The sequence below is a fragment of the Streptomyces sp. NPDC007905 genome (genome assembly GCF_042959345.1).
Lineage (GTDB): Bacteria > Actinomycetota > Actinomycetes > Streptomycetales > Streptomycetaceae > Streptomyces.
In genome coordinates this window covers 22,403-43,182 of sequence record NZ_JBIBKS010000005.1, presented here as the reverse complement: position 1 = coordinate 43,182, position 20,780 = coordinate 22,403, and the positions used below count along the sequence as shown (strand labels likewise).

Genomic DNA, 20,780 nt, shown 5'->3' with positions numbered 1-20,780 from the left:
TCCGGTGGGAAAATGGGCCTGACGGATCCGGACCCAGGGGGCCGGGAGGCGGCGCCATGACGTTCGTACAGCTCATCGACTGCAAGACCAGCCGGCTCGACGAGATGAACCGGCTGCTGGACCAGTGGGTCGAACAGACCAAGGGGAAGCGGACGGCGACGCACGCGGTGGTCGGCAAGGACCGCTCGGACGCGACCCACGTCGTCGAGATCGTGGAGTTCCCGTCGTACGAGGAGGCGGTGCGGAACTCGAACCTGCCGGAGACCGACCGGATTTTCCGGGACATGGTCGCCCTGTGTGACGAGATGCCGACGTTCACGGACCTGGACGTGGTGCGCGACGACCAGTTGTACGCGGCCCAGGCGCGCCGGTTCTTCGACAGGGTCGGGTTGGAAGGGCCGCTGCCACCGCTGAACGACCTGATGGCGGAGAACTACCACGACCACGATCCGGCCAACGAGCAGGACAACCTCGGGCTGGAGAACATGCGCCGCGAGATCGAGATGTGGCGGGACGCCTTCAGCTTCACGTTCACGGTCGAGGACCAGATCACCCAGGGGGACCGGGTTTGCACCCGCTGGAGCTGGTACGGCATCCAGCAGGGCGAGTTCCTGGGCATACCCAACACCGGCCGTCAGGTGTCGATGACCGGTACGACCATCTTCCGGTTCGACGCCGACGGCAGGATCCGCGAGGGCTGGTGGCAGTACGACCGGCTCGGGCTGATGAGCCAGTTGGGGGCGCTGGACGCACTGGAGAACTAGGAGGCGCACAGCGGAAGCCCCCGCGCCCTGCCGAGGTGCGGGGGCTTCCTGGCGGCAGGGCGGGGGCATGGTCCTGCTCTCGCCTGCCACGGGCCGATCCGACTCCATCTCGGCAGCCTTCGACGCCCTTGTCTTCCGGGCCACGTCCGCCGATGTACGGGACAGGCTGGCGTCGGTCGACGAGTTCCTGGAACTGCTCGGCGCGGCGGAGGCGGACGCCGCGGCCCCGGAGCCGGGCGGAGGGCCGACCGTCGCCCCCCTAGGGTGCGGAGCTGCCGGGTGTCGCCGACGCACTGGCGAAGCGGTTCGGCGCCACCGCCGTGCCGCTGAACGCGCTGTTCCTGGACGCCCTCAAGGGGCTGACCGAGGAGCAGTCGGTGCGCTGGCAGGCCCTGCTGAAGGCGGACGCCAAGTTCGCGGCGACCGGCACGCTGAGCGCGGCGCTCGCCTCCTATACGCGTCCGGCGGCCGAGCGGCCATCGGGCCTGTGCGCGCTTGGCGGCTGCGTTCGTCTTGGCTCCGCCCTTGGCCGGTGATTTTCCGAGGCGCGCGGCCGGCCGAGGCCGCTCGACTCGGCCGTGCGGAACAGTTCCCGCGCGGCAGCGAGGTCGACGACCGGCAGGCCGACGCGGTTTCGCCGTGTCTCGGAGGGTACGGGCATGACGAACGGCCTCCCGGAGTCGAAGGACCCCGGTAGCGCACTGCCGCGCCCCGGTGATCTGCGCTTTCCCGCGCACCTCGCGCGAGCCGGCCGCCCCCCCGTCGGCTTTTCGCGCCGGGCGTGATGCCGTCCATCAAGCCAAGGCTTGGCGCCGGATCACACGGCCGAAGGGAAGCTGACACCCGTGCCGATCTTCCGCAAGATCTTCACGAACCCCTTGCTTCGATGCCGCGATCATGAAATCTTGCGGCCTGACCGACCGGTCGAGCGTGGCCGGACCGGGCTGAAGTTTTGATCTCCCTGCACGACCTGCAAGGGGGTCTTCTTTCCGCAGGAGGCCCTTGTGCACGCCATCGGCGCAGCCGTCATCCCCCGCAACTGGGAGCACTACCGGACCGCGGTCGTCGACATCCGGTTCCCGGACCGGACCGTTCACATCGCACCACGTCCTTCGGACACGGCCGAGGGTTCCTTTCCGGAGGTGGCCGGCGGCGCCACCGTCCATGTGATCACCGCCTGGAACCCCCTGGGCTGTACGGCGTCGGCCGACGCCAACGCCCGCGCCCAGTCCTTGTTGCTCGACGAGGTCCACCGCCGCGGCCTCAGCTGGTGGTCCGCGGTGGGCGGTGACGTGTGCGGCAGGCACAGCGAGGAGAGCGTGGCCGTCGTCGGCCTGAGCGATACCGCCGCGCGGGACCTGGGCCGCCGCTTCGGTCAGGACGCGATCTTCGCCTGGACTCCCGACGCCTGGCGGATCCTGGCGTGCGACTCCGACGCGGCCACGGTCAGTGGATGGTCAGCGTCCGGGAAGGGGCGGTCCTCAGGCCCGGACGGGCATTGAGGCAGTCAGGAGGAGAGCCATGGGCATGTATCCCATGCGTACGCCGGATCACTGTCCGAGCTGCGGCAGGCGTCTCGCCGGTCCACCGGCCGAGCGGGTCAGGGCCGACGGTTTTCCGGCCGAGGTGACCTACGCGACCGATCCGGTGTGCGGTGCGCGCTGGCACGTGTGGGACAGGACGTCTCCGCTGCGGCGTCTGGCATGCCCTTATGTGGAGGGCACGGGCTGACGTCACGATGTGCGTTACCCGGCCGGCGTCACCTCAGATGCCGTACAGGGAAAGTGTCCGAGCCGAGAAGAACTCGTCGTACAACCGCGCCGACAGGAGTTCGGAGCCGGCCGAGCCGAGCGACCTGGAGGCCGGCCAGGTGGACTCGGCGTGCGGAAAGTCGCTTGCCCACAGGAGGTTGGTCTGTGAAGGGAGCGCAAGCCGCAGGGCCGTCGGGTCGTCCTGGAAGGTGAAGTGGACGGCACGGGCGATGTACTCGGATGGTGGGCGGCGAATCCGCCCGTCGAGCTTCAGCCAGCGGTGGTGCCGGTGGAAGTAGTGGTCCAGGCGTTGCACGAGATGGGGTACCCAACCGGCGTCGAACTCGGCGAACACGATCCGCAGCGTGGGCCACCGGTGCAGGACGCCACCGAAGACGAGTCCGGTGAGGCTCCCCCAGCAGGCGCCAGGCTGACGCGACGAGCGGCCACCGCGCGCGAGCGCGACCAGCCACCGTCGACCCGTACTCGGAAACGGGCGCGGCAGACGTGAACCCGCCCACCCGACACAACAGGCGGTGCCCAGCACCCCGAGGGGCACTGGGCACCGCCTGTTCAGCTGCGTTCAGCGCAAGGCTCAGTGGGAGTGGCCGTGACCGTGGCCGTGGCCCGCCTCGGCCGACTCCTCTTCCTTCTTCTCGACGACCAGGGTCTCGGTCGTGAGCAGCAGGGAGGCGATGGAGGCGGCGTTCTCCAGGGCGGAGCGGGTGACCTTGACCGGGTCGATGACGCCGGCCTTGACCAGGTCGCCGTACTCGCCGGTGGCGGCGTTGTAGCCGTTGCCCTTCTCGAGCTCGGCCACCTTGGAGACGATGACGTAGCCCTCGAGGCCGGCGTTCTCGGCGATCCAGCGCAGCGGCTCGACGGCGGCCTTGCGGACGACCGAGACACCCGTGGCCTCGTCGCCGGTCTTGTCGAGGTTGCCCTCGAGGACCTTGACGGCGTGGACCAGCGCGGAGCCACCACCGGAGACGATGCCCTCCTCGACCGCGGCACGGGTCGCGGAGATGGCGTCCTCCAGACGGTGCTTCTTCTCCTTGAGCTCGACCTCGGTGGCGGCGCCGACCTTGATCACGCACACGCCGCCGGCCAGCTTCGCGAGGCGCTCCTGGAGCTTCTCGCGGTCCCAGTCGGAGTCGGTGTTCTCGATCTCGGCCTTGATCTGCGCGATGCGGCCCTGCACCTCCTCGGACTTGCCGCCGCCGTCGACGATCGTGGTGTCGTCCTTGGTGACGGTGACGCGGCGGGCGGAGCCGAGCACGTCCAGACCGACCTGGTCGAGCTTGAGGCCGACCTCCTCGGAGACCACGGTGCCGCCGGTGAGGACGGCGATGTCCTGCAGCATCGCCTTGCGGCGGTCGCCGAAGCCGGGGGCCTTCACCGCGACGGCGTTGAAGGTGCCGCGGATCTTGTTGACGACCAGGGTCGACAGGGCCTCGCCCTCGACGTCCTCGGCGATGATCAGCAGCGGCTTGGAGGCGCCCGACTGGATGATCTTCTCCAGCAGCGGCAGCAGGTCCTGGATGGAGCTGATCTTGCCCTGGTTGATGAGGATGTACGGGTCGTCGAGGACGGCCTCCATGCGCTCCTGGTCCGTCACGAAGTACGGAGACAGGTAGCCCTTGTCGAAGGCCATGCCCTCGGTGAAGTCCAGCTCCAGACCGAAGGTGTTGGACTCCTCGACGGTGATGACACCGTCCTTGCCGACCTTGTCCATCGCCTCGGCGATCAGCTCGCCGACCTGCTGGTCCTGGGCGGACAGCGCGGCCACGGCGGCGATGTCGGACTTCTCGTCGATCGGGCGGGCCGAGGCGAGCAGGTCGTCGGAGACGGCCTTGACCGCGGCGTCGATGCCCTTCTTCAGAGCGGCCGGGGAGGCACCGGCGGCGACGTTCTTCAGGCCCTCGCGGACCAGCGCCTGGGCGAGAACCGTGGCGGTGGTGGTGCCGTCACCAGCGACGTCGTTGGTCTTGGTCGCCACCTCCTTCACCAGCTGGGCGCCGAGGTTCTCGTACGGGTCGTCGATCTCTACCTCGCGGGCGATCGTGACACCGTCGTTGGTGATGGTGGGTGCGCCGAACTTCTTGTCGATGACGACGTTGCGGCCCTTGGGGCCGATCGTCACCTTCACCGTGTCGGCCAGCTTGTTGACGCCGCGCTCGAGGGCGCGACGGGCGTCCTCGTCGAACTTCAGGATCTTCGCCATGACAGCGGGAGCCCTCTCGGAATCTGTAGGTGGAAAATGCACTGCGCCCCGGGCGCCCGGCTTCTTGAGTGGTCGCGGGGGCCAGGGGCGCAGCTGTGAGCAACTGAGTGCTCGAGGCGATTACTTCTCGATGATCGCGAGGACGTCGCGAGCCGAGAGGACGAGGAACTCCTCGCCGTTGTACTTCACCTCGGTGCCGCCGTACTTGCTGTACAGGACGACGTCGCCGACCTTGACGTCGAGCGGAAGGCGCTCGCCGTTCTCGAAGCGACCCGGGCCCACGGCGAGGACGGCGCCCTCCTGGGGCTTCTCCTTCGCGGTGTCCGGGATGACCAGGCCAGAGGCGGTGGTCTGCTCGGCGTCGAGCGGCTGGACCACGATGCGGTCCTCGAGCGGCTTGATGGCAACCTTGGAGCTGGTGGTCGTCACGATCCGACCTCCCCCTTCGGAGATCTCACGGGGTTAACTGTCTGAGGTGGCGACCAGGTGGATCCGTCGTCGCGGGTGCCGGACCTGCCCGTCGCGTGTTTGGCACTCTCCAGGGGGGAGTGCCAAAGCCGAGACTATGACCGGGGTTAGCACTCGGTCAAGCGGAGTGCCAATTCCGTGCGGCGCGTCGGCCGGGATCCGGGTGCGCGGAGTCCGGTGCGCGCTCCGAGTCGGCCCTCTGGCCGGGGCTGTTGCCCTCGGACTCCTGCTGCGGCCCTGATCGGTCCCCGTCCCTCGAACGCCGGACGGACGGCACGCCGGACTGACGGAACGCCGGGCGGACTGTCGGTCAGGTCGATCAGAGGTAGTCCTCGAGGCGCCCCACCGTCAGTCCCTGTGCCTGTACCCGGCGCAGCAAGCGGCGCGTGCGCTCCTTGAGGGCCGGCCCGGTGGCCTCGTCGGGGCCGACGAGGACGATGTCGCCCGGGAGCAGGCGTCTTGCGCCCCTCGCGTAGGTGATGCCGTCGGAGGTCATGGCGGCGCGCCACAGGACGAGCGCGGAGATGCCGCAGTCGGCGGCGGCGCGCAGGGTCGTGGTGTCGTACGTGCCGTACGGCGGGCGGAAGAGGCGGGGGCGGACGCCGAAGCGGGACCTGAGTTTCTCCTGCTGCCCGCAGATCTCGGCGCGCTGGCCGGCGAACGGCAGTCCGGGCATCGCCGGGTGGTCGAGGGTGTGGTTCTCGATGCCGGCACCCACCGCGCGCAGGCGGGCGAAGTGGCCGTACCCGGGTCCCACGACGCTGTTGGTGAGGAAGAAGCTGACCGGCAGATGGAGGTCGCGGACCATGTCGACGAACCGCGGGTCGCGCTCGGCGCCGTCGTCGTAGGTGAGGAAGACGACCTTGTCGGTGGTGGCGACGTGGTGCACGACCTGGGGCAGCGCGGTGTCCGGCCGCTGGGACGTCAGCGGCCGGACCGGGTGGCTGGGCGGCGCGGCGAGCGGGGCGGCCAGGCCCCAGCGGCGGTAGGCCTGGTGTGCGGCCGGGCTCGACGGCCGTACCCCCTGGGCCGCCCGCTTGCCCAGGCGTTCGATGGGGTCGACGGACTGGGCGCAGCCGGCGAGGAGGAGGGCCGAGGCCAGGACGGCCGCCAGCCCGGCCCGCACACCTCCCCGCCCTCCCGAACCACCGCGCACGCCTCCCGAAGCGAGCCGCGGACGCGCCGAACCGCCCCTAGGACGCGCCGAAGCGAGCCGCGGACGTGCCGAACCACGGCGCACGCCTCCCGAAGCGAGCCATGGACGCGCCGAAGCGCCCCCCCTGCGCCCCGAGCCGCCCCCCGGCTGCCCCCCGCGCCTCACAGGTAGTCCTCCAGGCGTGCCACGGCGTACCCCTCGCGCGTGACCTTGTTCAGGAACCGGCGCATGTCGTCGACCATCGTGCCGTCCCAGTCGTCACGGCCGCGGAAGTGGGTGAGCACGATGTCGCCGGGGTGCAGGCTGCGGTCGTCCTCGCGGTACTCCCAGTGGTCGACGAAGACCTCCTCGTCCCAGATCGGCGCGTACTTGATCCCGCAGGTCTTGGCCGCGCGCAGGGTGTCGCCGTTGTAGTTGCCGTAGGGCGGGCGGAAGACGGTCGGCGCCTTGCCGAACTGCTTCTTCATGATGGCCTGCATGCCGCAGATCTCGTCCTTCTGCTCCTCGTAGGACAGACCGGGCAGGTAGGGGTGGGTCAGGGTGTGGTTGTTGAGGGTGTGGCCCTCGGACTGCATCGTGCGGAAGTAGCCGTAGTCGTCCTTGACCAGGTAGTTGCTGAGGAAGGCCGTGTAGGGGACCTTCAGGTCGCTCATCATGCGCAGGAAGGCCGGGTCCTTCTCGGCGCCGTCGTCGATGGTGAGGAAGACGACCTTCTGCTTGGTCGGGACGGTGGTGAAGACCGGCGGCAGGTTCTCCTCCTCCTGGCCGTCCACCTCGAAGCCGTCGCGTGGGGTGATCTTCGGCTTCGTGGCCGGCGGAGCCGGGGGCGCGAGCGGCACCTGGTCCAGTTCCCAGTGCCTGGCCGCGGCGACCAGGCGCTCGCGTTCGGCGGCGCGGCGGGCCTGGGGGTCCGCCGTCCGGGCGGGGCCGCCCTGGCCGGGTTGCCGGCCGGGGGCGCCCCTGGCGCCGGAGTCCGTGCCCGGGCCGGCACAGCCGGAGACGACGGCGGCGGAGGCCAGTGCGGCCACCCCGCAGCGGAGGGCGACCTTCTGAAGTCGTGCCCGAAATTTGTCATTTTGTAGTACGACTCGCATGGTGCCGGATCCTCGCAGGCCCCGGCCCCCAACCCGGTCCGACAACGCCGCCCGGAGGCGCACCATCCACCGACTGGCCCACAATGACCCGGTGAACGACCTCGCTCCCCTCCTCACCCCCGAAGGCCGCGCCCTCCTCGACGAGGTCCGCGACACCGACCCCGCACAGGAGCTGGCCGTCGCCACCCGGCTGCGCCGCGAGCACCCCGCCGAGCTGGTCTCGGCGGCGCTCGGGCAGGCACGGCTGCGGCAGCGGGCGGCGGCGAAGTTCGGGGCCGAGGACGCGCGGCGGATGTTCTTCACGCCGAACGGGGTCGAGCAGTCGACCCGGGCGAGCGTGGCGGCGTACCGGGCGGGCCGGATGAAGGAGCTGGGGGTGACCTCGGTCGCCGACCTGTGCTGCGGGATCGGCGGTGACGCGATCGCGCTGGCCCGGGCCGGGATCCGGGTACTGGCCGTGGACCGGGATCCGCTGACGGCGGCCGTGGCGCGGGCGAACGCCGAGGCGCTGGGGCTCGCCGAGCTGATCGAGGTGCGCGAGGCGGACGTCACGGAGGTGAGCACGCAGGACTACGACGCCGTGTTCGTGGATCCCGCGCGGCGGGGCGGACGGGGCAGGATCTTCGACCCGGAGGCGTACTCGCCGCCCCTGTCGTGGGCGGTCGAGACGGCTCTCGGGGCACCCCACGCGGCCCTGAAGATCGCCCCCGGCATCCCGCACGAGGCGATCCCCGCGCAGGCCGAGGCCGAATGGATCTCGGACGGCGGGGACGTGAAGGAGGCGGTGCTCTGGTTCGGGACCGCTCCGGGTCTGTTCCGGGCCACCCTCCTGCCCGGACCACGCGCCCTGCTCTCCCGCGGGCTGCCCGACCCCCGAGTCAGGCCCGTGGGACGGTACTTGTACGAGCCGGACGGCGCCGTCATCCGGGCCCATCTGGTCGCGGAGGTGGCCGAGGAGGTCGGCGGCGGGCTTGTCGACGAGACCATCGCGTACGTCACCGCCGACGAACTGCGCCCCGTGCCGTACGCCTCCGCCTACGAGATCACCGACCAACTCCCCTTCAACGTAAAGAAGTTGAAGGCCCTGCTGCGCGAGCGGAAGATCGGCACGCTGACCGTGAAGAAGCGCGGGTCGGCGGTGGAGCCGGAAGAACTGCGCAGAAAGGTCAAGCCGCAGGGACCCAACTCGGCCACCGTGTTCCTCACCCGGGTCGCGGGGGCGCCGACGATGCTGATCGGCTCCCCCGCGCGGCCGACCACCGGGTGACCGTCGTCCGCACCGCACCGCACCGCGCCGGGGCCGGGGGCGGGGCCGGGGCCGGGGCGGGCGCCGGAGCCCGGAACCGCGGCCGTGAGCTCGCCCTGACGGAAGCATCGGTGGTGCCGGCGCGCCCCCGGAAGGTGTCACGCGGTTGCGTGGCGGCCGCGCACCTGTGAACCCTCACTGCGCAGGAAGGGAATCCACTCTTCCCAGCAACATCTGCCGCTCGCGTTCGTTGCGCGTCAGCGTCGCCGCCCGGGTGAACTCCTCGCGGGCCTCGGCCGTGCGTCCCAGCCGTGTCAGCAGGTCGCCCCGGACGCTGGGCAGCAGGTGGTAGTCCCGCAGGGTGGGTTCGGCGGCCAGGGCCTCCACCAGCTCCAGTGCCTTTGCCGGGCCGTCGGCCATCGAGACGGCGACGGCGCGGTTCAGCTCGACGACCGGGGACGGGGAGCGGGCCGCGAGCAGACCGTACAGGGTGGCGATGGTCCGCCAGTCGGTCTCCTCGTAGGAGTACGCGTGCGCGTGGCAGGCGGCGATGGCCGCCTGGAGGGCGTAGGGGCCGGGGGCGCCGGGGGAGGTGGCGTCGGCGCGGGCGAGGGCCCGGATGCCGCGGGCGATGAGCATGCGGTTCCAGCGGCGGCGGTTCTGGTCCTTCAGGAGCACCGGGGTGCCGTCGGGCCCGGTGCGGGCGGCGGTGCGGGCGGCCTGGAACTCCAGGAGCGCGGTCAGCCCGTGCACCTCGGGCTCCTTGGGCATCAGGGAGGACAGGACACGGGCCAGGCGCAGGGCGTCCTCGCACAGCCCGGGACGCAGCAGGTCGTCACCGGCGGTGGCCGCGTACCCCTCGTTGAAGATCAGGTAGATGACGTCCAGGACGGAGCCGAGGCGGGCCTCGCGGTCGGGGCCGTACGGCACCTCGAAGGCGACGTTCCGGGTCGCCAGGGTGCGCTTGGCACGGACGATGCGCTGGGCGATCGTCGGCTCCGGGACCAGGTAGGCGCGGGCGATCTCGGCCGTGGTCAGGCCGCCGAGCAGCCGCAGGGTGAGCGCGGTGCGGGCTTCCGGGGAGAGCACGGGATGGCAGGTGGTGAAGACGAGCCGCAGCAGGTCGTCGTCGATGTCGTCCGGATCGGCCGGCTCCTCGGGCGGGGCGACCGTCTCCAGGTCCCGGCCGATCTCGGTGAGCTTGCGGGCGTAGGTCTCGCGGCGCCGGACCAGGTCGACGGCGCGGTGCCGGGCGGTGGCCATGAGCCAGGCGCCGGGGTTGTGGGGCACACCGTCCCTGGGCCACCGCTCCAGCGCCGCGACCAGCGCGTCCTGCGCCAGCTCCTCGGCGATGCCGACGTCCCGCACGATCCGGGCGACGCCGGCGACGACCCGCGGGGACTCCAGGCGGAAGACGGTCTCGATCGCGTGCGCCGCGGTGGGCTGTGGTTCCACAGCCCACCATGCAACACCCCCCGGCGGCCGTGCGCCAAGGAAGGCTCAGCCCTCCGCGATCTCCCGGACCTCGCAGGTGACGGTCCAGAACTCCTCGTGGACCTGCAGGAACCGCTTGGTCCACTCCAGGGCCTCGGCCTTGTCCTTGCACTGCATGATCGCGTAGCCGCCGACGACCTCCTTGGACTCGGTGAAGGGCCCGTCGGTGACGGAGATCTTCCCGCCCTCCCAGCGCACCCGGGAGCCCTGGGCGGAGGGGGTCAGACCGGCGGTGTCGAGCATGACCCCGGCCTTGGTGATCTCCTCGATCAGCTCGCCCATCCGCTGCATCAGCTCCTCGCTGGGACCTTCGGCGGGGGCGGCGGCCTCGTCGATCCGCACGAGCGACAGGTAACGGGGCATGGTGGCTCCTTCGGTCGGGCGGCGGGGCCTTTCCCCGCCGCTCACCCATGCGTCGAACAGGAGACACCCGGATCGACACGCCCACCGGAAATTTTTTCCGGCGTCCGGGACTACTTCAGCTCGAACCCGAACCCCGCCTTCGCGTACGGCGCCCCCACGGCCTTCCCGCCGAAGGCGAGCGCCGCGTCGGTCACCAGGCCCGACGACTGTCCGCGCAGCACCCAGACCGTGCCGTTCCCGCCGTCCTCGAAGGGTGCGGCGGCGGCCAGGTCGGCGTGTCCGTTGCCGTTGATGTCGAGCAGTTGGACGGTGTACCCGAAGGCGTCGTACGGCTCGGCGGTACCGGGAACCCCCGCGGTGTTCTGGGTGAAGGCCTGGGCGCCGGTGCCGGTCAGCCCGGAGCCGCTGCCGCGCAGCACGTCGACGACGCCCTCGGACGTGTTCTCGCCGGGCGCACCGACCGCAACGTCGTCGATGCCGTCACCGGTGATGTCACCGACGGCGATCGAGGCGCCGAACCTGTCACCCTCCTCCGTGGCACCGGGGACGCCGGGGGTGTTCTGCGTGTACGTCTGCCAGGTGTCATGGCCGCCCAGCCCGGAGGGCGAGCCGTACGCCACCGTGATCCGCTCGTCGTCCGAGAAGGCGGTGACCAGGTCGTCGCAGCCGTCGCCGTTGAGGTCGCCGATCGCGGCCGTGCCGTCTCCGCCGGGGAAGTCGGTGACCCGGGTGAGCCCGGAGGGGCCGCTGACGTACAGCTGGACGCAGTGGCTGCCGTCGCCGCAGTAGGCGGTCAGGGCCAGGTCGGTGCGGCCGTCGCCGTTGAGGTCACCGGTGACGCCGTCGTGGACGTCGAGGTACTGGAGGTGGTCGGGGTCGAGCGGGGTCTTCGCGGCCGGGGCGCCGGTGCGCTTGAGCGGGCCCTTCCAGAGGGCGGCGGTGGTGCCGATCGGGTCGTCGCCGGTGGCGAAGCCGCTGCGGAACACGGCGAGGTCGAGACGCCCGTCGCCGTCGAAGTCGCCGGTCTGGGTGTCGGTGGCGTGGATCGACGTGCCGCCGGCCGGCCCGTGCGGGCCACCCCAGACCACGGCCGCGTCGGCGGACGAGGAACCGGTGCCGACGACGAGGTCCGCGTAGCCGTCGCCGTCCAGGTCGCCCTTGGACAGCTGAAGGCCGAACTCCTGGTTCTTGGCCGGGCTGCCGGGAATGCCGGCCGTGGCGCGGCTGATGATCGTGCGGTGGCCGGTGGACAGCCCGTGCGGGCCGCCGTACATCACGGTGACGTAGCCCGCCCTGGACTGTCCGCCGACCGTCCCGTTCGGGGCGCCGACGGCCAGGTCGGCGTATCCGTCGCCGTTGAAGTCGTCACGGACGGGCGCGACGGTCTTCGTCGCGGACGCGGTCGGGACGGCGAGCCCGACGGCGGTCAGGCCCAGGGTCAGCGGCAGCGCCCAACGGGCGTGCGAACGCAGCGAGAACAACGGAAAGCCCCCTGATGTACGGCGATTCGATCACCGAAGCTGACTCTCGTGCCCGCGCGATGGTTGTACCGCTCAGCGCAGCGACGCCCACAGTTCGCTCGCCGCCGGTTCCTTCGCCACCACCCGGTTGTGGTCGGAGGGCGCCGCGACAACCGGCATCATCACCGTCCTGACCCGGTCGGCCGTGAGGCCCTTCAGGCTCTGGCCGAGCTCCATCAGCTCGCCCAGGGAGTCCAGGCCGGTGTCCGTGGCGAGGCCGGCGGTGGCCGCGTCGGCGACCTGGTAGAGCCTGGTGGGATCGGTGAGGAGGCTGGTCTGCGCCATCTGTTCCAGCAGGGCTTTGACGAGCTTTTGCGGGAGCTCTATGCGGCCGAGGCCGCTGCCGTCACCTATGCCGTGACCGCCGTCCGGTACCGAGCCGTTGTACGAGGCGTTCGCGCACGACACCGCCGTGCCCGACCGGGTGGAGGTGGCGTTCCTGGTCGGCCTCGCTCCAGTTGAAGGTGCCCTGCGTGAGCTCGACCGTGCCCCACTTCATGGCGTTGCCGGGGGTGAGCGAGCCGAACTGCGCCCCGGCGAGGTCGCCGTAGGTGCCTGTGAGCTTGGCTTCTCGGAGATCTCATCGCGGGTGTCCCCGAAAGTTTCGGTTGGATGACCGACCGGCTTCGGAGCAGTGCGGGGGCGGCTCCGGGCACCCGACCGCACGGGCGCGCGGGTGGTGGAGCCGGGGTCCCTGGAACTGCGGGTGGGCCCGTCGAGCGCCGAGGTGCGGCACACGGCCAGGCTGCGGCTGACGGGCCCGGTGCGGGCCGTGGGGCCCGAGCGGCTGCTGCGGTGCGAGGTGGAGGTGGCGGCGGTGACCGAGGGAACGGAATTGAGCCACGGCGAAACCACAGAAAGGCCGCTTCCGCAAGACCTCAGGACCCATGCGTTCAGGATGCGTTCAGGTTGCCGCTGTCAGGGTCTGATCACGGTCCCCCAAACCGACAGGAGCACCCTTGACGACGACGAAGTCCGTGATGAAGAAGCTGCCCGAGGTCACACTGGCGTTCTGGATCATGAAGGTCGCCGCCACGACCCTGGGCGAGACGGCGGGCGACCTGTTCGCGCAGACGCTGAAGCTCGGCTACTTCCTCACCACCATCGCCCTGTTCCTGGTCTTCGTGGTGACGCTGGTGGTCCAGCTGCGCTCGTCGCACTACAACCCGTTCTTCTACTGGACCGTGATCCTGTCGACCTCCATGGCCGGCACCACGATGTCCGACTTCATGAACCGGGACGCCAGCGCCAAGTACCTCTCGGGCGGCGCCACGAAGCTGGGCTGGGGCCCGCAGGGCCTCGGCCTCGGCTACCCGGAAGGCGCGGCGATCCTGGTCTCGATCCTGCTGCTGATCTTCCTCGGCTGGAAGCTGAGCGGGATGACCTTCCAGATCACCGAGATCGTCTCCTTCAAGGGCGAGGCCCTGTTCTGGTCGGCCATCCTGGTCTCCAACACGCTCGGCACCTCGATGGGCGACTTCCTCTCCGACAGCTCCGGCCTCGGCTATCTGGGCGGCGCGGCGCTGGTGACCGGCGTGCTGCTGGTCCTGGTCGCGCTGATGAAGGTCCCGGCGGTCCCGAACGTCCTGCTCTTCTGGATCGCCTTCGTCCTGACCCGCCCGCTGGGCGCCACGGCGGGCGACTTCCTCACCAAGCCGGTCGCCATGGGCGGCCTGGACCTGGGTACGGCCGGTTCGTCGGCGGTACTGCTCGCGATCCTGTTCGGCCTGATGGCGTACGCCCACCTGCAGGAACGGCGGACGGCCTCCGCTCCCGGCCTGGAGACCGAGGGCCCCGAGGCGGAGGCGGCCCGCCCGCAGAACGCCAGCCGCCCCTGACGGGAACACCCCGCCCCCGGGGAACCGGGAGCGGGGTGCCTGTGGAGCGCCGGGCAGGCCTTGCACCTGCATCTCCCCGCAGGAAGCGGGACGTCTTTCCTTGGACCACCAACGCACTGCGTCCAAACCGGTGTTCCGGCCGTTCGCGTGAGATGTTCATAGCCGGTGAACGGGTTCGCGCACCACTCAGCCGTCCGGCTGCTCCCCGTCCACCGACTCGAACCGCCACCGGTGCACCGCCCGCGTCACCAACGGCCCGTCGGGCTCGGGCAGTTCCGGCAGTTCGGCGTCGTAGGGCGCGTCCCACCACGTGATGACCAGCACCCGGTCCTGCGGAGCGCGGAAGGTCTCGCGGCGCAGTGGCCGCGCGCCGAGCCGCTGGGCGCGGGCCCAGGCCAGCAGCTCCCCGCCCCGGCCCTCGGCGGCCCGGGCCTCCCACATCAGCGCGACGGTCACGGGTACAGGTTCTCCTTGCTGACCTCGTGCACATGGTCGTGGCCCGGGACGTGCGGGTCGGTCACCGGCAGGGAGGAGTCGGCGGACAGGTCCCAGCTGGAGGCGGCCCGGTTGCGGGCGATCATCTCGGCGCCGAGGGCCGCGACCATCGCGCCGTTGTCCGTGCACAGCTTGGGGCGCGGGACGCGCAGCCGGATGCCGGCTGCCTCGCAGCGCTCCTGGGCGAGGGCGCGCAGACGGGAGTTGGCGGCGACGCCGCCACCGATCATCAGGTGGTCGACGCCCTGGTCCTTGCAGGCGCGGACCGCCTTGCGGGTCAGCACGTCCACCACGGCCTCCTGGAAGGAGGCGGCGACGTCCCGCACCGGCACCTCCTCGCCCGCCGCCCGCTTGGCCTCGATCCAGCGGGCCACGGCCGTCTTCAGGCCGGAGAAGGAGAAGTCGTACGCGGGGTCGCGCGGGCCGGTCAGGCCGCGCGGGAAGGCGATCGCCGCCGGGTCGCCCTCGCGCGCGTAGCGGTCGATGACGGGGCCGCCGGGGAAGCCCAGGTCGAGCACTCGGGCGATCTTGTCGAAGGCCTCGCCGGCCGCGTCGTCGATGGTCGAGCCCATCGGCCGGACGTCGGAGGTGATGTCCTCGGACAGGAGCAGGGAGGAGTGGCCGCCGGAAACCAGCAGGGCCATGGTCGGCTCGGGCAGCGGGCCGTGCTCCAGCTGGTCCACACAGATGTGGGAGGCGAGGTGGTTGACGCCGTACAGGGGCTTGCCGAGCGCGTAGGCGTACGCCTTGGCCGCCGAGACGCCGACCAGCAGGGCGCCGGCGAGGCCGGGTCCCGCGGTGACCGCGACGCCGTCGAGGTCCCTCGCGGAGATCCCCGCCTCCTTCAGGGCGCGCTCGATGGTGGGGATCATCGCCTCCAGGTGGGCCCGGGAGGCCACCTCGGGTACGACGCCACCGAAGCGGGCGTGCTCGTCGACGCTGGAGGCGACGGCGTCCGCCAGCAGGGTGGTGCCGCGGACGATGCCGACGCCGGTCTCGTCGCAGGAGGTCTCGATGCCGAGGACGAGAGGTTCGTCAGCCATTGATCTCGGTTCCTTGTACTGAGGAAGAATCCGCGGCGGGGCCGCTGTCGGATGCTGTGGTCAGGCGCATCACCAGGGCGTCCACGTTCCCCGGCTGGTAGTAACCGCGTCTGAAGCCGATCGGCACGAAGCCGAAGCGCTCGTAGAGCTTCTGGGCGCGCACGTTGTCGACCCGGCACTCGAGCATGACCTCGGCGCACTCGAAGGCGGTGGCCGCCTTCAGCAGTTCGGTGAGCAGCCGGCCGCCGAGGCCGGTGCCCTGGTGGTCGCGGGCGACGGCGATGGTCTGGACGTCGCCGAGGTCGCCGGAGGCGGTGAGACCCGCGTACCCGACGATCCGGTCGTCGTCCTCGGCCACGACGTAGCGCCGGGTCGCCCCGGGGCCCCGGGCGTGGGCCAGCTCGGACCAGAACATGCCCCGGGACCAGGCGTCCTCGGGGAAGAGGTCCCTCTCCAGCTCCAGGACCGGGTCGATGTCCCACCAGCGCATCTCGCGCAGTCGGGGGGTTGCCGGTTCCGTCACTTGGGGGTGACCACCTTGTAGTTCTTGGGGACCTGGGCGTCGGGACGGCGCAGGTACAGCGGGCGCGGCGCCGGCAGTTCCTCGCCGGCGGCCAGTTTCTCGGCGGCCAGCGAGGCGAGGGCGGCGGCGGACACGTGCTCCGGCTCGTGGGCGCTCGGGAACGTGTCGGGGTAGAGCAGCGCGCCCGCACCGACCGCGGGGAGGCCGGCGACCTGCTCGGCGATGTCGGCGGGGCGGTGGACGGCCGGGTCGGTCAGGCGGGTGCGCGAGTCGGCGTACTTCGCCCAGTAGACCTCCTTGCGCCGGGCGTCGGTCGCCACGACGAAGGGGCCCTTCTCGATGTCGGCGGCGTAGGCGAGGCCGTCCAGCGTGCACACGCCGTGCACCGGGACACCGAGCGCGAGGCCGAAGGTGTCGGCGGTCATCAGGCCGACGCGCAGGCCGGTGTAGGGGCCGGGGCCGATGCCGACGACGATCCCGGTGACGGCCTCCAGCTTGAGTCCTGCCTCGGCGAGCACACGGTCGACGGCCGGCAGCAGCAGCTCTCCGTGCCGGCGCGCGTCCACCTGACTCGACGAGGCGATGACGTCCGTGCCGTCGTGCAGCGCGACGGTGACGGAGGGGGTGGCGGTATCCAGAGCGAGCAAGAGCACGCGAACAGCCTACGGCGCCCGACGCTCGTGCATGGCCGTCCGGGAGGGACGGTCACCGACTGCTACGGTCTGTACGAAGTACGACATATGACCCGAAGCAGAGGTGGACGCACGTGGCAGGGACCAGCTCCGGGGTCGTGGCCGGCCTCACCGCCGCGGCCGTCGGTACCGTGGGATTCCTCGCCTACCAGGCATCGGCGACCGTCCCGCCGGGCCTGGGCGGCAGGCCCGGCGCGAACGCGTCGCCCTCGGTCGCCGCGAGCAAGGCACCGCGCGACCGGGGCAATCCGGGGGCCCTGCCGAGCGGCTCCGGTACGGGTGAACGGGTGGTGTACTCGGTGGACGACGACCGGGTCTGGCTGGTCGACGCGAGCAACCGGGTGCAGCGCGGTTTCGGGGTGCACCCCGGCACCGTCGACCCGCCGGTCGGCACCTACTGGGTCACGTCCCGCTCCAACACGGCCACCGGGACGGACGGCACCCCCATCGAGCACGTCGTCCGTTTCACCAGCGTGGACGGGGTGGCCATCGGCTTCAGCGCCGCGGCGGGGGCCGGCTCGGACACCACCACCGAGGTGAAGACGGGCGGCATCCGGGAGCGGCGCGAGGACGGAGACGCGATGTGGAAGTTCGCCACGGTCGGCGTACCGGTCGTGGTGATCCGCTAGGGCCGTTTCGCAACAGGCCCTGGGCCTGCGCTACGCGGCCTCGCGGTGCGCGCGCGCCGGTGGCTCCGGCCTGGCCGGTTCGGGGTCGCGCGGTGGTGTGGAGATCACGTCCGCGGCCGCGCACGACGCCAGCAGATCGCGCATGGACAACCCGGTGAGCACCGGCAGGCCGGCCGGCACCGTGGGTCGAGAAGTGGGCATAGTCGCCTCCTGAAGTGCGGGGGCGGGGCGTGGTTAGGCACACCTAACCACGGGCTGGCTACCATGTGACCACGCCCGGGACGTCCTGCGCAATATGTTGCCGACGGCCTGTCGGAAAGGCCGCGGGGTGATACGAGCCGCTCAGGCAGCGAGCGTCTCCAGGCCGGCCTCCGCCCACCGCTGCCCGAGGGCGGTCACCGTCACGTGCCGTACCTCGTCGGTCGTGTCCCCGACGGCCCGGTGGATGACCACCTGCAGCCGGTCCTCGGTCAGCTCCTCGACCTTGCCCTCGCCCCATTCCACGACGATCACCGAGTCGGCCAGGGACACGTCGAGGTCGAGGTCCTCCATCTCGTCGAGGCCGCCGGAGAGCCGGTAGGCGTCGACGTGGACGAGCGGCGGGCCGTCACCGAGGGAGGGGTGCACACGGGCGATCACGAAGGTCGGCGAGGTGACCGCGCCGCGCACGCCGAGCCCCTCACCGAGCCCGCGGGCCAGCGTGGTCTTGCCCGCGCCCAGCTCCCCGGTGAGCATCACCAGGTCGCCCGCGCGCAGCAGCTTGGCAAGGCGGCGGCCCAGCTCCCGCATCTGCTCGGGAGAGGTGATGGTCAGCCGGGTCTCAACGGGGTTGTGCGGTGCTGCTGGAGCTGCTGGTCGTTCCATAGCCACTTACGGTAGCTCCTGCGGGCACGGCGCCCGCGCGGGTGAGCAGGTCGGCGAGGCGGTCGGTGACCACTTCCGGGTGTTCCAGCATGACCAGGTGCCCGGCGTCCGGCACGAGCACCAGCTCGGCTTCCGGGAGGAGGTCGGCGATGGCCTCGCTGTGCTCGCTGGGCGTGACCAGGTCCTGCACGCCGGCCAGCACGAGCACCGGGATGTCCCGGAAGCAGCCGAGGGCCTCGGTCTTGTCGTGGTCGGTGAAGGCCGGGTAGAACTCGGCGACCACGTCGATCGGCGTGGCCTCGATCATCCGCTCGGCGAACCGCGCGACCGCCGGGTCGATGTCCCGCCCGGCGAACGAGTACCGCTTGATGATGCCGGCGAAGAGGTCGGCGGTGGCCCGGCGCCCCTTCTCCACCAGTTCCGCCTGCTGCCCGAGCGCCTTCAGCACTCCGGGGAGGATCCGGCGCACCGCGTTGACGCCGGCGACGGGCAGTCCGAAGTTGACCTCGCCGAGCCGCCCGGACGACGTACCGACGAAGGCGGTGGCGACCACCCGGTCCCGGATCAGCTCCGGGTACTGGGCGGCCAGCGCCATGGTCGTCATCCCGCCCATGGAGTGACCGACCAGCACGAGCGGACCGTCCGGTGCGGCCGCGTCTATGACCGCCTTCAGGTCGCGGCCGAGCTGGTCCATGGTGAGGTCCACGCCGTCCTGGGTCTGGGCGACACCCCGGGCGGACCGGCCGTGACTGCGCTGGTCCCAGTGGACGGTCCGGACGACACCGCGCAGGGCCGCGCGCTGGAAGTGCCAGGAGTCCTGGCTGAGGCAGTAGCCGTGGCAGAAGACGACGCTGACCGGGGCGGGTGCCTTGCGGCCGAAGAGCCGCCGGCGGCGCGGCGAGACGCTGGGGCCCGGGTCGGGCTCGACGTCGTCGACCTCGTAGTACAGCTCGGTGCCGTCGTCGGCGTAGGCCTTGCCGGGGGTGCCGCGCAGGGTGCCGTAGGGGCCCGTCGCGTCCAGGGCGAGGCGGGCCTTGCGTCGTATCCCGCGCCCCACCGTCATCCGCTCGACGGCCACCCCGGCGGCCGCGCCCGCGGCGAGGACGCCTATCGCGGCACCGGCGATGCCGGTCGCCCTGCGCCAGTTACCGGCCGCCCCCGCGGCGGAGGCGACGGCCGCCGAGGCGACGACGTCCGCCACCGCCTCCGCACTGCTCTCGCTCACGTACCGCTCCTCTTCGCCGTACTGCAGTTCGCTGGGTGAATGAAACAGGTGCCGTTGTGGTGCCGATGTGGTCCGTGGTGCCGACCGTGACAGGAGGAACCAGGGCGGGTCGCGCCCGGCCACTGAAGGGGTTACCCCTCTTGTTCCCCGTTCACATAGACGCGAGGAACGCGCGTTCCGATCCGTGTGACGATTTCGTACGCGATCGTCCCGCAGGCCTGCGCCCAGTCCTCGGCGGTCGGCTCACCGCGGTCGCCGGGCCCGAACAGCACCGCCTCCGTGCCCACCGGGGGCTCGTCCCCGCCGAGGTCGACCACGAACTGGTCCATCGCCACCCGCCCGGCGACCGTCCGCCACTTGCCGTCGACCAGCACCGGACCGGTGCCGGAGGCGTGCCGTGGAATGCCGTCCGCGTAGCCGACGGGAACGAGGCCGACCGTGGTCTCGCCGGGGGTGACGTAGTGGTGGCCGTAGCTGATGCCGTGGCCGCCCGGAACGCGCTTGACCAGCGCCAGCGACGCGCTCAGCGTCATCACCGGCCGCAGCCCGAAGTCGGCCGGGGTGCCGAGCTCCGGGCTGGGCGAGACGCCGTACATGGCGATGCCGGTCCGGACGAGGTCGAAGTGGGTCTCCGGGAGGGTCAGGGTGGCCGGGGAGTTGGCGATGTGCCGCACCTCGGGCCGCACGCCCTGCTCCTCCGCGTACGCCAGCATCTCCCGGAACCGGGTGAGCTGGGCGGCGATGGACGGATGCCCGGGTTCGTCGGCGCACGCGAAGTGGGACCACAGGCCGGTGATCCGGACCAGCCCCTCACGCTCGGCGCGCAGGGCCTCGCCGACCAGTTCCGGCCAGTCGGCGGGCTGACAGCCGCCCCGCCCCAGCCCGGTGTCGGCCTTCAGCTGCACCCGTGCGGGCTGCCCCGCCTGCCGGGCGGCTTCCGTCACCTCGCGCAGAGCCCACAGCCCGCTGAGCGAGACGTCGATGTCCGCCTCGATCGCCTGCCGCCAGGGCCCGCCCGGCACCCAAAGCCAGCACAGGACGCGCGTGTCCAGACCGGCGGCGCGCAGCGCGAGGGCCTCCTCCGGCGTGGCCGTGCCGAGCCAGGTGGCCCCCGCCTCGACGGCCGCGCGGGCGCACGGCAGCGCCCCGTGGCCGTACGCGTCGGACTTGACGACGGCCATCAGGGCCGCGCCCGCCGCCCGGGCACGCAGGGCCCGCACATTGGCGCGCAGGGCGGCCAGATCGATCTCGGCCCGGGCGCGCAGGGGCGCGGTCGGCACAGCTGAAGTCTCACTCATGGCGCCCCCAGTCTCTCAGAGGGCCGTGCCGGCCCCGGGCGCGGTGTCAGGTACCCGGCCACCGTGCCCGCACAGGGACGTGGTGCCCTTCTC

22 protein-coding genes and 2 pseudogenes are annotated in these 20,780 nt (G+C 71.6%); 6 read left to right on the top strand and 18 right to left on the bottom strand.

The genetic code is table 11. The features are described 5' to 3' along the window. Positions 1 to 56: 56 nt before the first annotated feature. The 3 genes from ACFZDC_RS10715 to ACFZDC_RS10705 all read left to right on the top strand — a co-directional run bounded on the left by ACFZDC_RS10715 (position 57) and on the right by ACFZDC_RS10705 (position 2,266). Complete coding sequence (locus ACFZDC_RS10715) at positions 57 to 764, top strand: ester cyclase (RefSeq protein ID WP_391322287.1); 708 nt, start codon at positions 57 to 59, stop codon at positions 762 to 764. 320 nt (positions 765 to 1,084) lie between these two features. Continuing rightward, positions 1,085 to 1,300, top strand: a complete 216-nt coding sequence (locus tag ACFZDC_RS10710) for a hypothetical protein (RefSeq protein WP_391322285.1) — start codon at positions 1,085 to 1,087, stop codon at positions 1,298 to 1,300. Positions 1,301 to 1,768: 468 nt separating this feature from the next. Continuing rightward, on the top strand, positions 1,769 to 2,266 hold the full coding sequence (locus ACFZDC_RS10705; protein WP_391322283.1) for a DUF3293 domain-containing protein: 498 nt from the start codon (positions 1,769 to 1,771) through the stop codon (positions 2,264 to 2,266). Between the two features lie 262 nt (positions 2,267 to 2,528). On the opposite strand, the gene ACFZDC_RS10700 is transcribed toward ACFZDC_RS10705, so the two are convergent. From ACFZDC_RS10700 to ACFZDC_RS10680, 5 genes are all read right to left on the bottom strand, one after another. After that, positions 2,529 to 2,870 (bottom strand): hypothetical protein, encoded by a 342-nt coding sequence (locus tag ACFZDC_RS10700; RefSeq protein ID WP_391322281.1) that lies wholly within the window; start codon positions 2,868 to 2,870, stop codon positions 2,529 to 2,531. A gap of 240 nt (positions 2,871 to 3,110) precedes the next feature. Then, positions 3,111 to 4,739, bottom strand: a complete 1,629-nt coding sequence (gene groL / locus ACFZDC_RS10695) for a chaperonin GroEL (RefSeq protein WP_391322280.1) — start codon at positions 4,737 to 4,739, stop codon at positions 3,111 to 3,113. A 120-nt stretch (positions 4,740 to 4,859) separates the two neighbouring features. Then, positions 4,860 to 5,168 (bottom strand): co-chaperone GroES, encoded by a 309-nt coding sequence (gene groES, locus ACFZDC_RS10690; RefSeq protein WP_057584642.1) that lies wholly within the window; start codon positions 5,166 to 5,168, stop codon positions 4,860 to 4,862. 358 nt (positions 5,169 to 5,526) lie between these two features. Beyond that, complete coding sequence (locus ACFZDC_RS10685; RefSeq protein WP_391322278.1) at positions 5,527 to 6,333, bottom strand: polysaccharide deacetylase family protein; 807 nt, start codon at positions 6,331 to 6,333, stop codon at positions 5,527 to 5,529. 191 nt (positions 6,334 to 6,524) lie between these two features. Further along, entirely contained in the window at positions 6,525 to 7,457 is a 933-nt protein-coding gene (locus ACFZDC_RS10680) for a polysaccharide deacetylase family protein (protein WP_391322276.1), read from the bottom strand. Between the two features lie 91 nt (positions 7,458 to 7,548). Between ACFZDC_RS10680 and ACFZDC_RS10675 the strand changes: the two genes are divergently transcribed. Then, the gene (locus ACFZDC_RS10675) at positions 7,549 to 8,724 is read left to right on the top strand and encodes a methyltransferase domain-containing protein (protein ID WP_391322275.1); all 1,176 of its coding nucleotides are present in this window, start codon (positions 7,549 to 7,551) and stop codon (positions 8,722 to 8,724) included. Positions 8,725 to 8,898: 174 nt separating this feature from the next. Here ACFZDC_RS10675 and ACFZDC_RS10670 read toward each other — a convergent pair whose 3' ends face one another. From ACFZDC_RS10670 to ACFZDC_RS10650, 5 genes and pseudogenes are all read right to left on the bottom strand, one after another. Next, on the bottom strand, positions 8,899 to 10,158 hold the full coding sequence (locus ACFZDC_RS10670; RefSeq protein ID WP_391322273.1) for a sigma-70 family RNA polymerase sigma factor: 1,260 nt from the start codon (positions 10,156 to 10,158) through the stop codon (positions 8,899 to 8,901). Positions 10,159 to 10,203: 45 nt separating this feature from the next. Next, positions 10,204 to 10,560 carry a YciI family protein gene (locus tag ACFZDC_RS10665; protein WP_391322272.1) on the bottom strand — a complete coding sequence of 119 codons (357 nt, stop codon included), beginning with the start codon at positions 10,558 to 10,560 and terminating at the stop codon, positions 10,204 to 10,206. Between the two features lie 110 nt (positions 10,561 to 10,670). Next, positions 10,671 to 12,041: an FG-GAP-like repeat-containing protein gene (locus ACFZDC_RS10660; protein ID WP_391322271.1), complete on the bottom strand. Its 1,371-nt coding sequence runs from the start codon at positions 12,039 to 12,041 to the stop codon at positions 10,671 to 10,673. A gap of 72 nt (positions 12,042 to 12,113) precedes the next feature. Further along, positions 12,114 to 12,440 (bottom strand): annotated as a pseudogene (locus tag ACFZDC_RS10655) (LytR family transcriptional regulator); the annotation flags it as partial. A gap of 79 nt (positions 12,441 to 12,519) precedes the next feature. Further along, positions 12,520 to 12,648 (bottom strand): annotated as a pseudogene (locus ACFZDC_RS10650) (endo-1,4-beta-xylanase); the annotation flags it as partial. Between the two features lie 391 nt (positions 12,649 to 13,039). Between ACFZDC_RS10650 and ACFZDC_RS10645 the strand changes: the two are divergent. Continuing rightward, complete coding sequence (locus tag ACFZDC_RS10645) at positions 13,040 to 13,918, top strand: hypothetical protein (protein ID WP_391322269.1); 879 nt, start codon at positions 13,040 to 13,042, stop codon at positions 13,916 to 13,918. Between the two features lie 186 nt (positions 13,919 to 14,104). Here ACFZDC_RS10645 and ACFZDC_RS10640 read toward each other — a convergent pair whose 3' ends face one another. The 4 genes from ACFZDC_RS10640 to tsaB are packed head-to-tail and all read right to left on the bottom strand — an operon-like array spanning position 14,105 to position 16,632. Next, positions 14,105 to 14,374, bottom strand: a complete 270-nt coding sequence (locus ACFZDC_RS10640) for a hypothetical protein (RefSeq protein ID WP_391322267.1) — start codon at positions 14,372 to 14,374, stop codon at positions 14,105 to 14,107. Continuing rightward, positions 14,371 to 15,456: a tRNA (adenosine(37)-N6)-threonylcarbamoyltransferase complex transferase subunit TsaD gene (gene tsaD, locus ACFZDC_RS10635; RefSeq protein ID WP_391322265.1), complete on the bottom strand. Its 1,086-nt coding sequence runs from the start codon at positions 15,454 to 15,456 to the stop codon at positions 14,371 to 14,373. Before tsaD ends, ACFZDC_RS10640 begins: the two co-directional genes overlap by 4 nt. Further along, a complete protein-coding gene (rimI, locus tag ACFZDC_RS10630) occupies positions 15,449 to 15,979 on the bottom strand; it encodes a ribosomal protein S18-alanine N-acetyltransferase (protein ID WP_391322263.1) in 531 nt (176 codons plus the stop codon). The genes tsaD and rimI overlap by 8 nt, the downstream gene beginning before the upstream one ends. Continuing rightward, positions 15,976 to 16,632 carry a tRNA (adenosine(37)-N6)-threonylcarbamoyltransferase complex dimerization subunit type 1 TsaB gene (gene tsaB / locus ACFZDC_RS10625; protein ID WP_391322261.1) on the bottom strand — a complete coding sequence of 219 codons (657 nt, stop codon included), beginning with the start codon at positions 16,630 to 16,632 and terminating at the stop codon, positions 15,976 to 15,978. The genes rimI and tsaB overlap by 4 nt, the downstream gene beginning before the upstream one ends. A gap of 113 nt (positions 16,633 to 16,745) precedes the next feature. Between tsaB and ACFZDC_RS10620 the strand changes: the two genes are divergently transcribed. After that, positions 16,746 to 17,300 carry a hypothetical protein gene (locus tag ACFZDC_RS10620; protein ID WP_391322259.1) on the top strand — a complete coding sequence of 185 codons (555 nt, stop codon included), beginning with the start codon at positions 16,746 to 16,748 and terminating at the stop codon, positions 17,298 to 17,300. A gap of 30 nt (positions 17,301 to 17,330) precedes the next feature. Here the strand turns inward: ACFZDC_RS10620 and ACFZDC_RS10615 are convergent, their stop codons facing one another. The 4 genes from ACFZDC_RS10615 to alr form a co-directional block, all read right to left on the bottom strand. Further along, complete coding sequence (locus ACFZDC_RS10615; protein WP_391322257.1) at positions 17,331 to 17,501, bottom strand: hypothetical protein; 171 nt, start codon at positions 17,499 to 17,501, stop codon at positions 17,331 to 17,333. Between the two features lie 141 nt (positions 17,502 to 17,642). Beyond that, on the bottom strand, positions 17,643 to 18,164 hold the full coding sequence (gene tsaE, locus ACFZDC_RS10610) for a tRNA (adenosine(37)-N6)-threonylcarbamoyltransferase complex ATPase subunit type 1 TsaE (RefSeq protein ID WP_391322256.1): 522 nt from the start codon (positions 18,162 to 18,164) through the stop codon (positions 17,643 to 17,645). After that, the gene (locus ACFZDC_RS10605; RefSeq protein ID WP_391322254.1) at positions 18,121 to 19,389 is read right to left on the bottom strand and encodes an alpha/beta fold hydrolase; all 1,269 of its coding nucleotides are present in this window, start codon (positions 19,387 to 19,389) and stop codon (positions 18,121 to 18,123) included. The genes tsaE and ACFZDC_RS10605 overlap by 44 nt, the downstream gene beginning before the upstream one ends. A 131-nt stretch (positions 19,390 to 19,520) precedes the next feature. After that, on the bottom strand, positions 19,521 to 20,687 hold the full coding sequence (gene alr, locus ACFZDC_RS10600) for an alanine racemase (RefSeq protein WP_391322252.1): 1,167 nt from the start codon (positions 20,685 to 20,687) through the stop codon (positions 19,521 to 19,523). Between the last annotated feature and the right edge of the window lie 93 nt (positions 20,688 to 20,780).

Coding starts and splice junctions, on each gene's coding strand:
- ACFZDC_RS10715 (WP_391322287.1), top strand. CDS start 57: ATGACGTTCGTACAGCTCATCGACTGCAAGACCAGCCGGCTCGACGAG.
- groL (WP_391322280.1), bottom strand. CDS start 4,739: ATGGCGAAGATCCTGAAGTTCGACGAGGACGCCCGTCGCGCCCTCGAG.
- ACFZDC_RS10680 (WP_391322276.1), bottom strand. CDS start 7,457: ATGCGAGTCGTACTACAAAATGACAAATTTCGGGCACGACTTCAGAAG.
- ACFZDC_RS10665 (WP_391322272.1), bottom strand. CDS start 10,560: ATGCCCCGTTACCTGTCGCTCGTGCGGATCGACGAGGCCGCCGCCCCC.
- tsaD (WP_391322265.1), bottom strand. CDS start 15,456: ATGGCTGACGAACCTCTCGTCCTCGGCATCGAGACCTCCTGCGACGAG.
- ACFZDC_RS10615 (WP_391322257.1), bottom strand. CDS start 17,501: ATGCCCACTTCTCGACCCACGGTGCCGGCCGGCCTGCCGGTGCTCACC.
- tsaE (WP_391322256.1), bottom strand. CDS start 18,164: ATGGAACGACCAGCAGCTCCAGCAGCACCGCACAACCCCGTTGAGACC.
- alr (WP_391322252.1), bottom strand. CDS start 20,687: ATGAGTGAGACTTCAGCTGTGCCGACCGCGCCCCTGCGCGCCCGGGCC.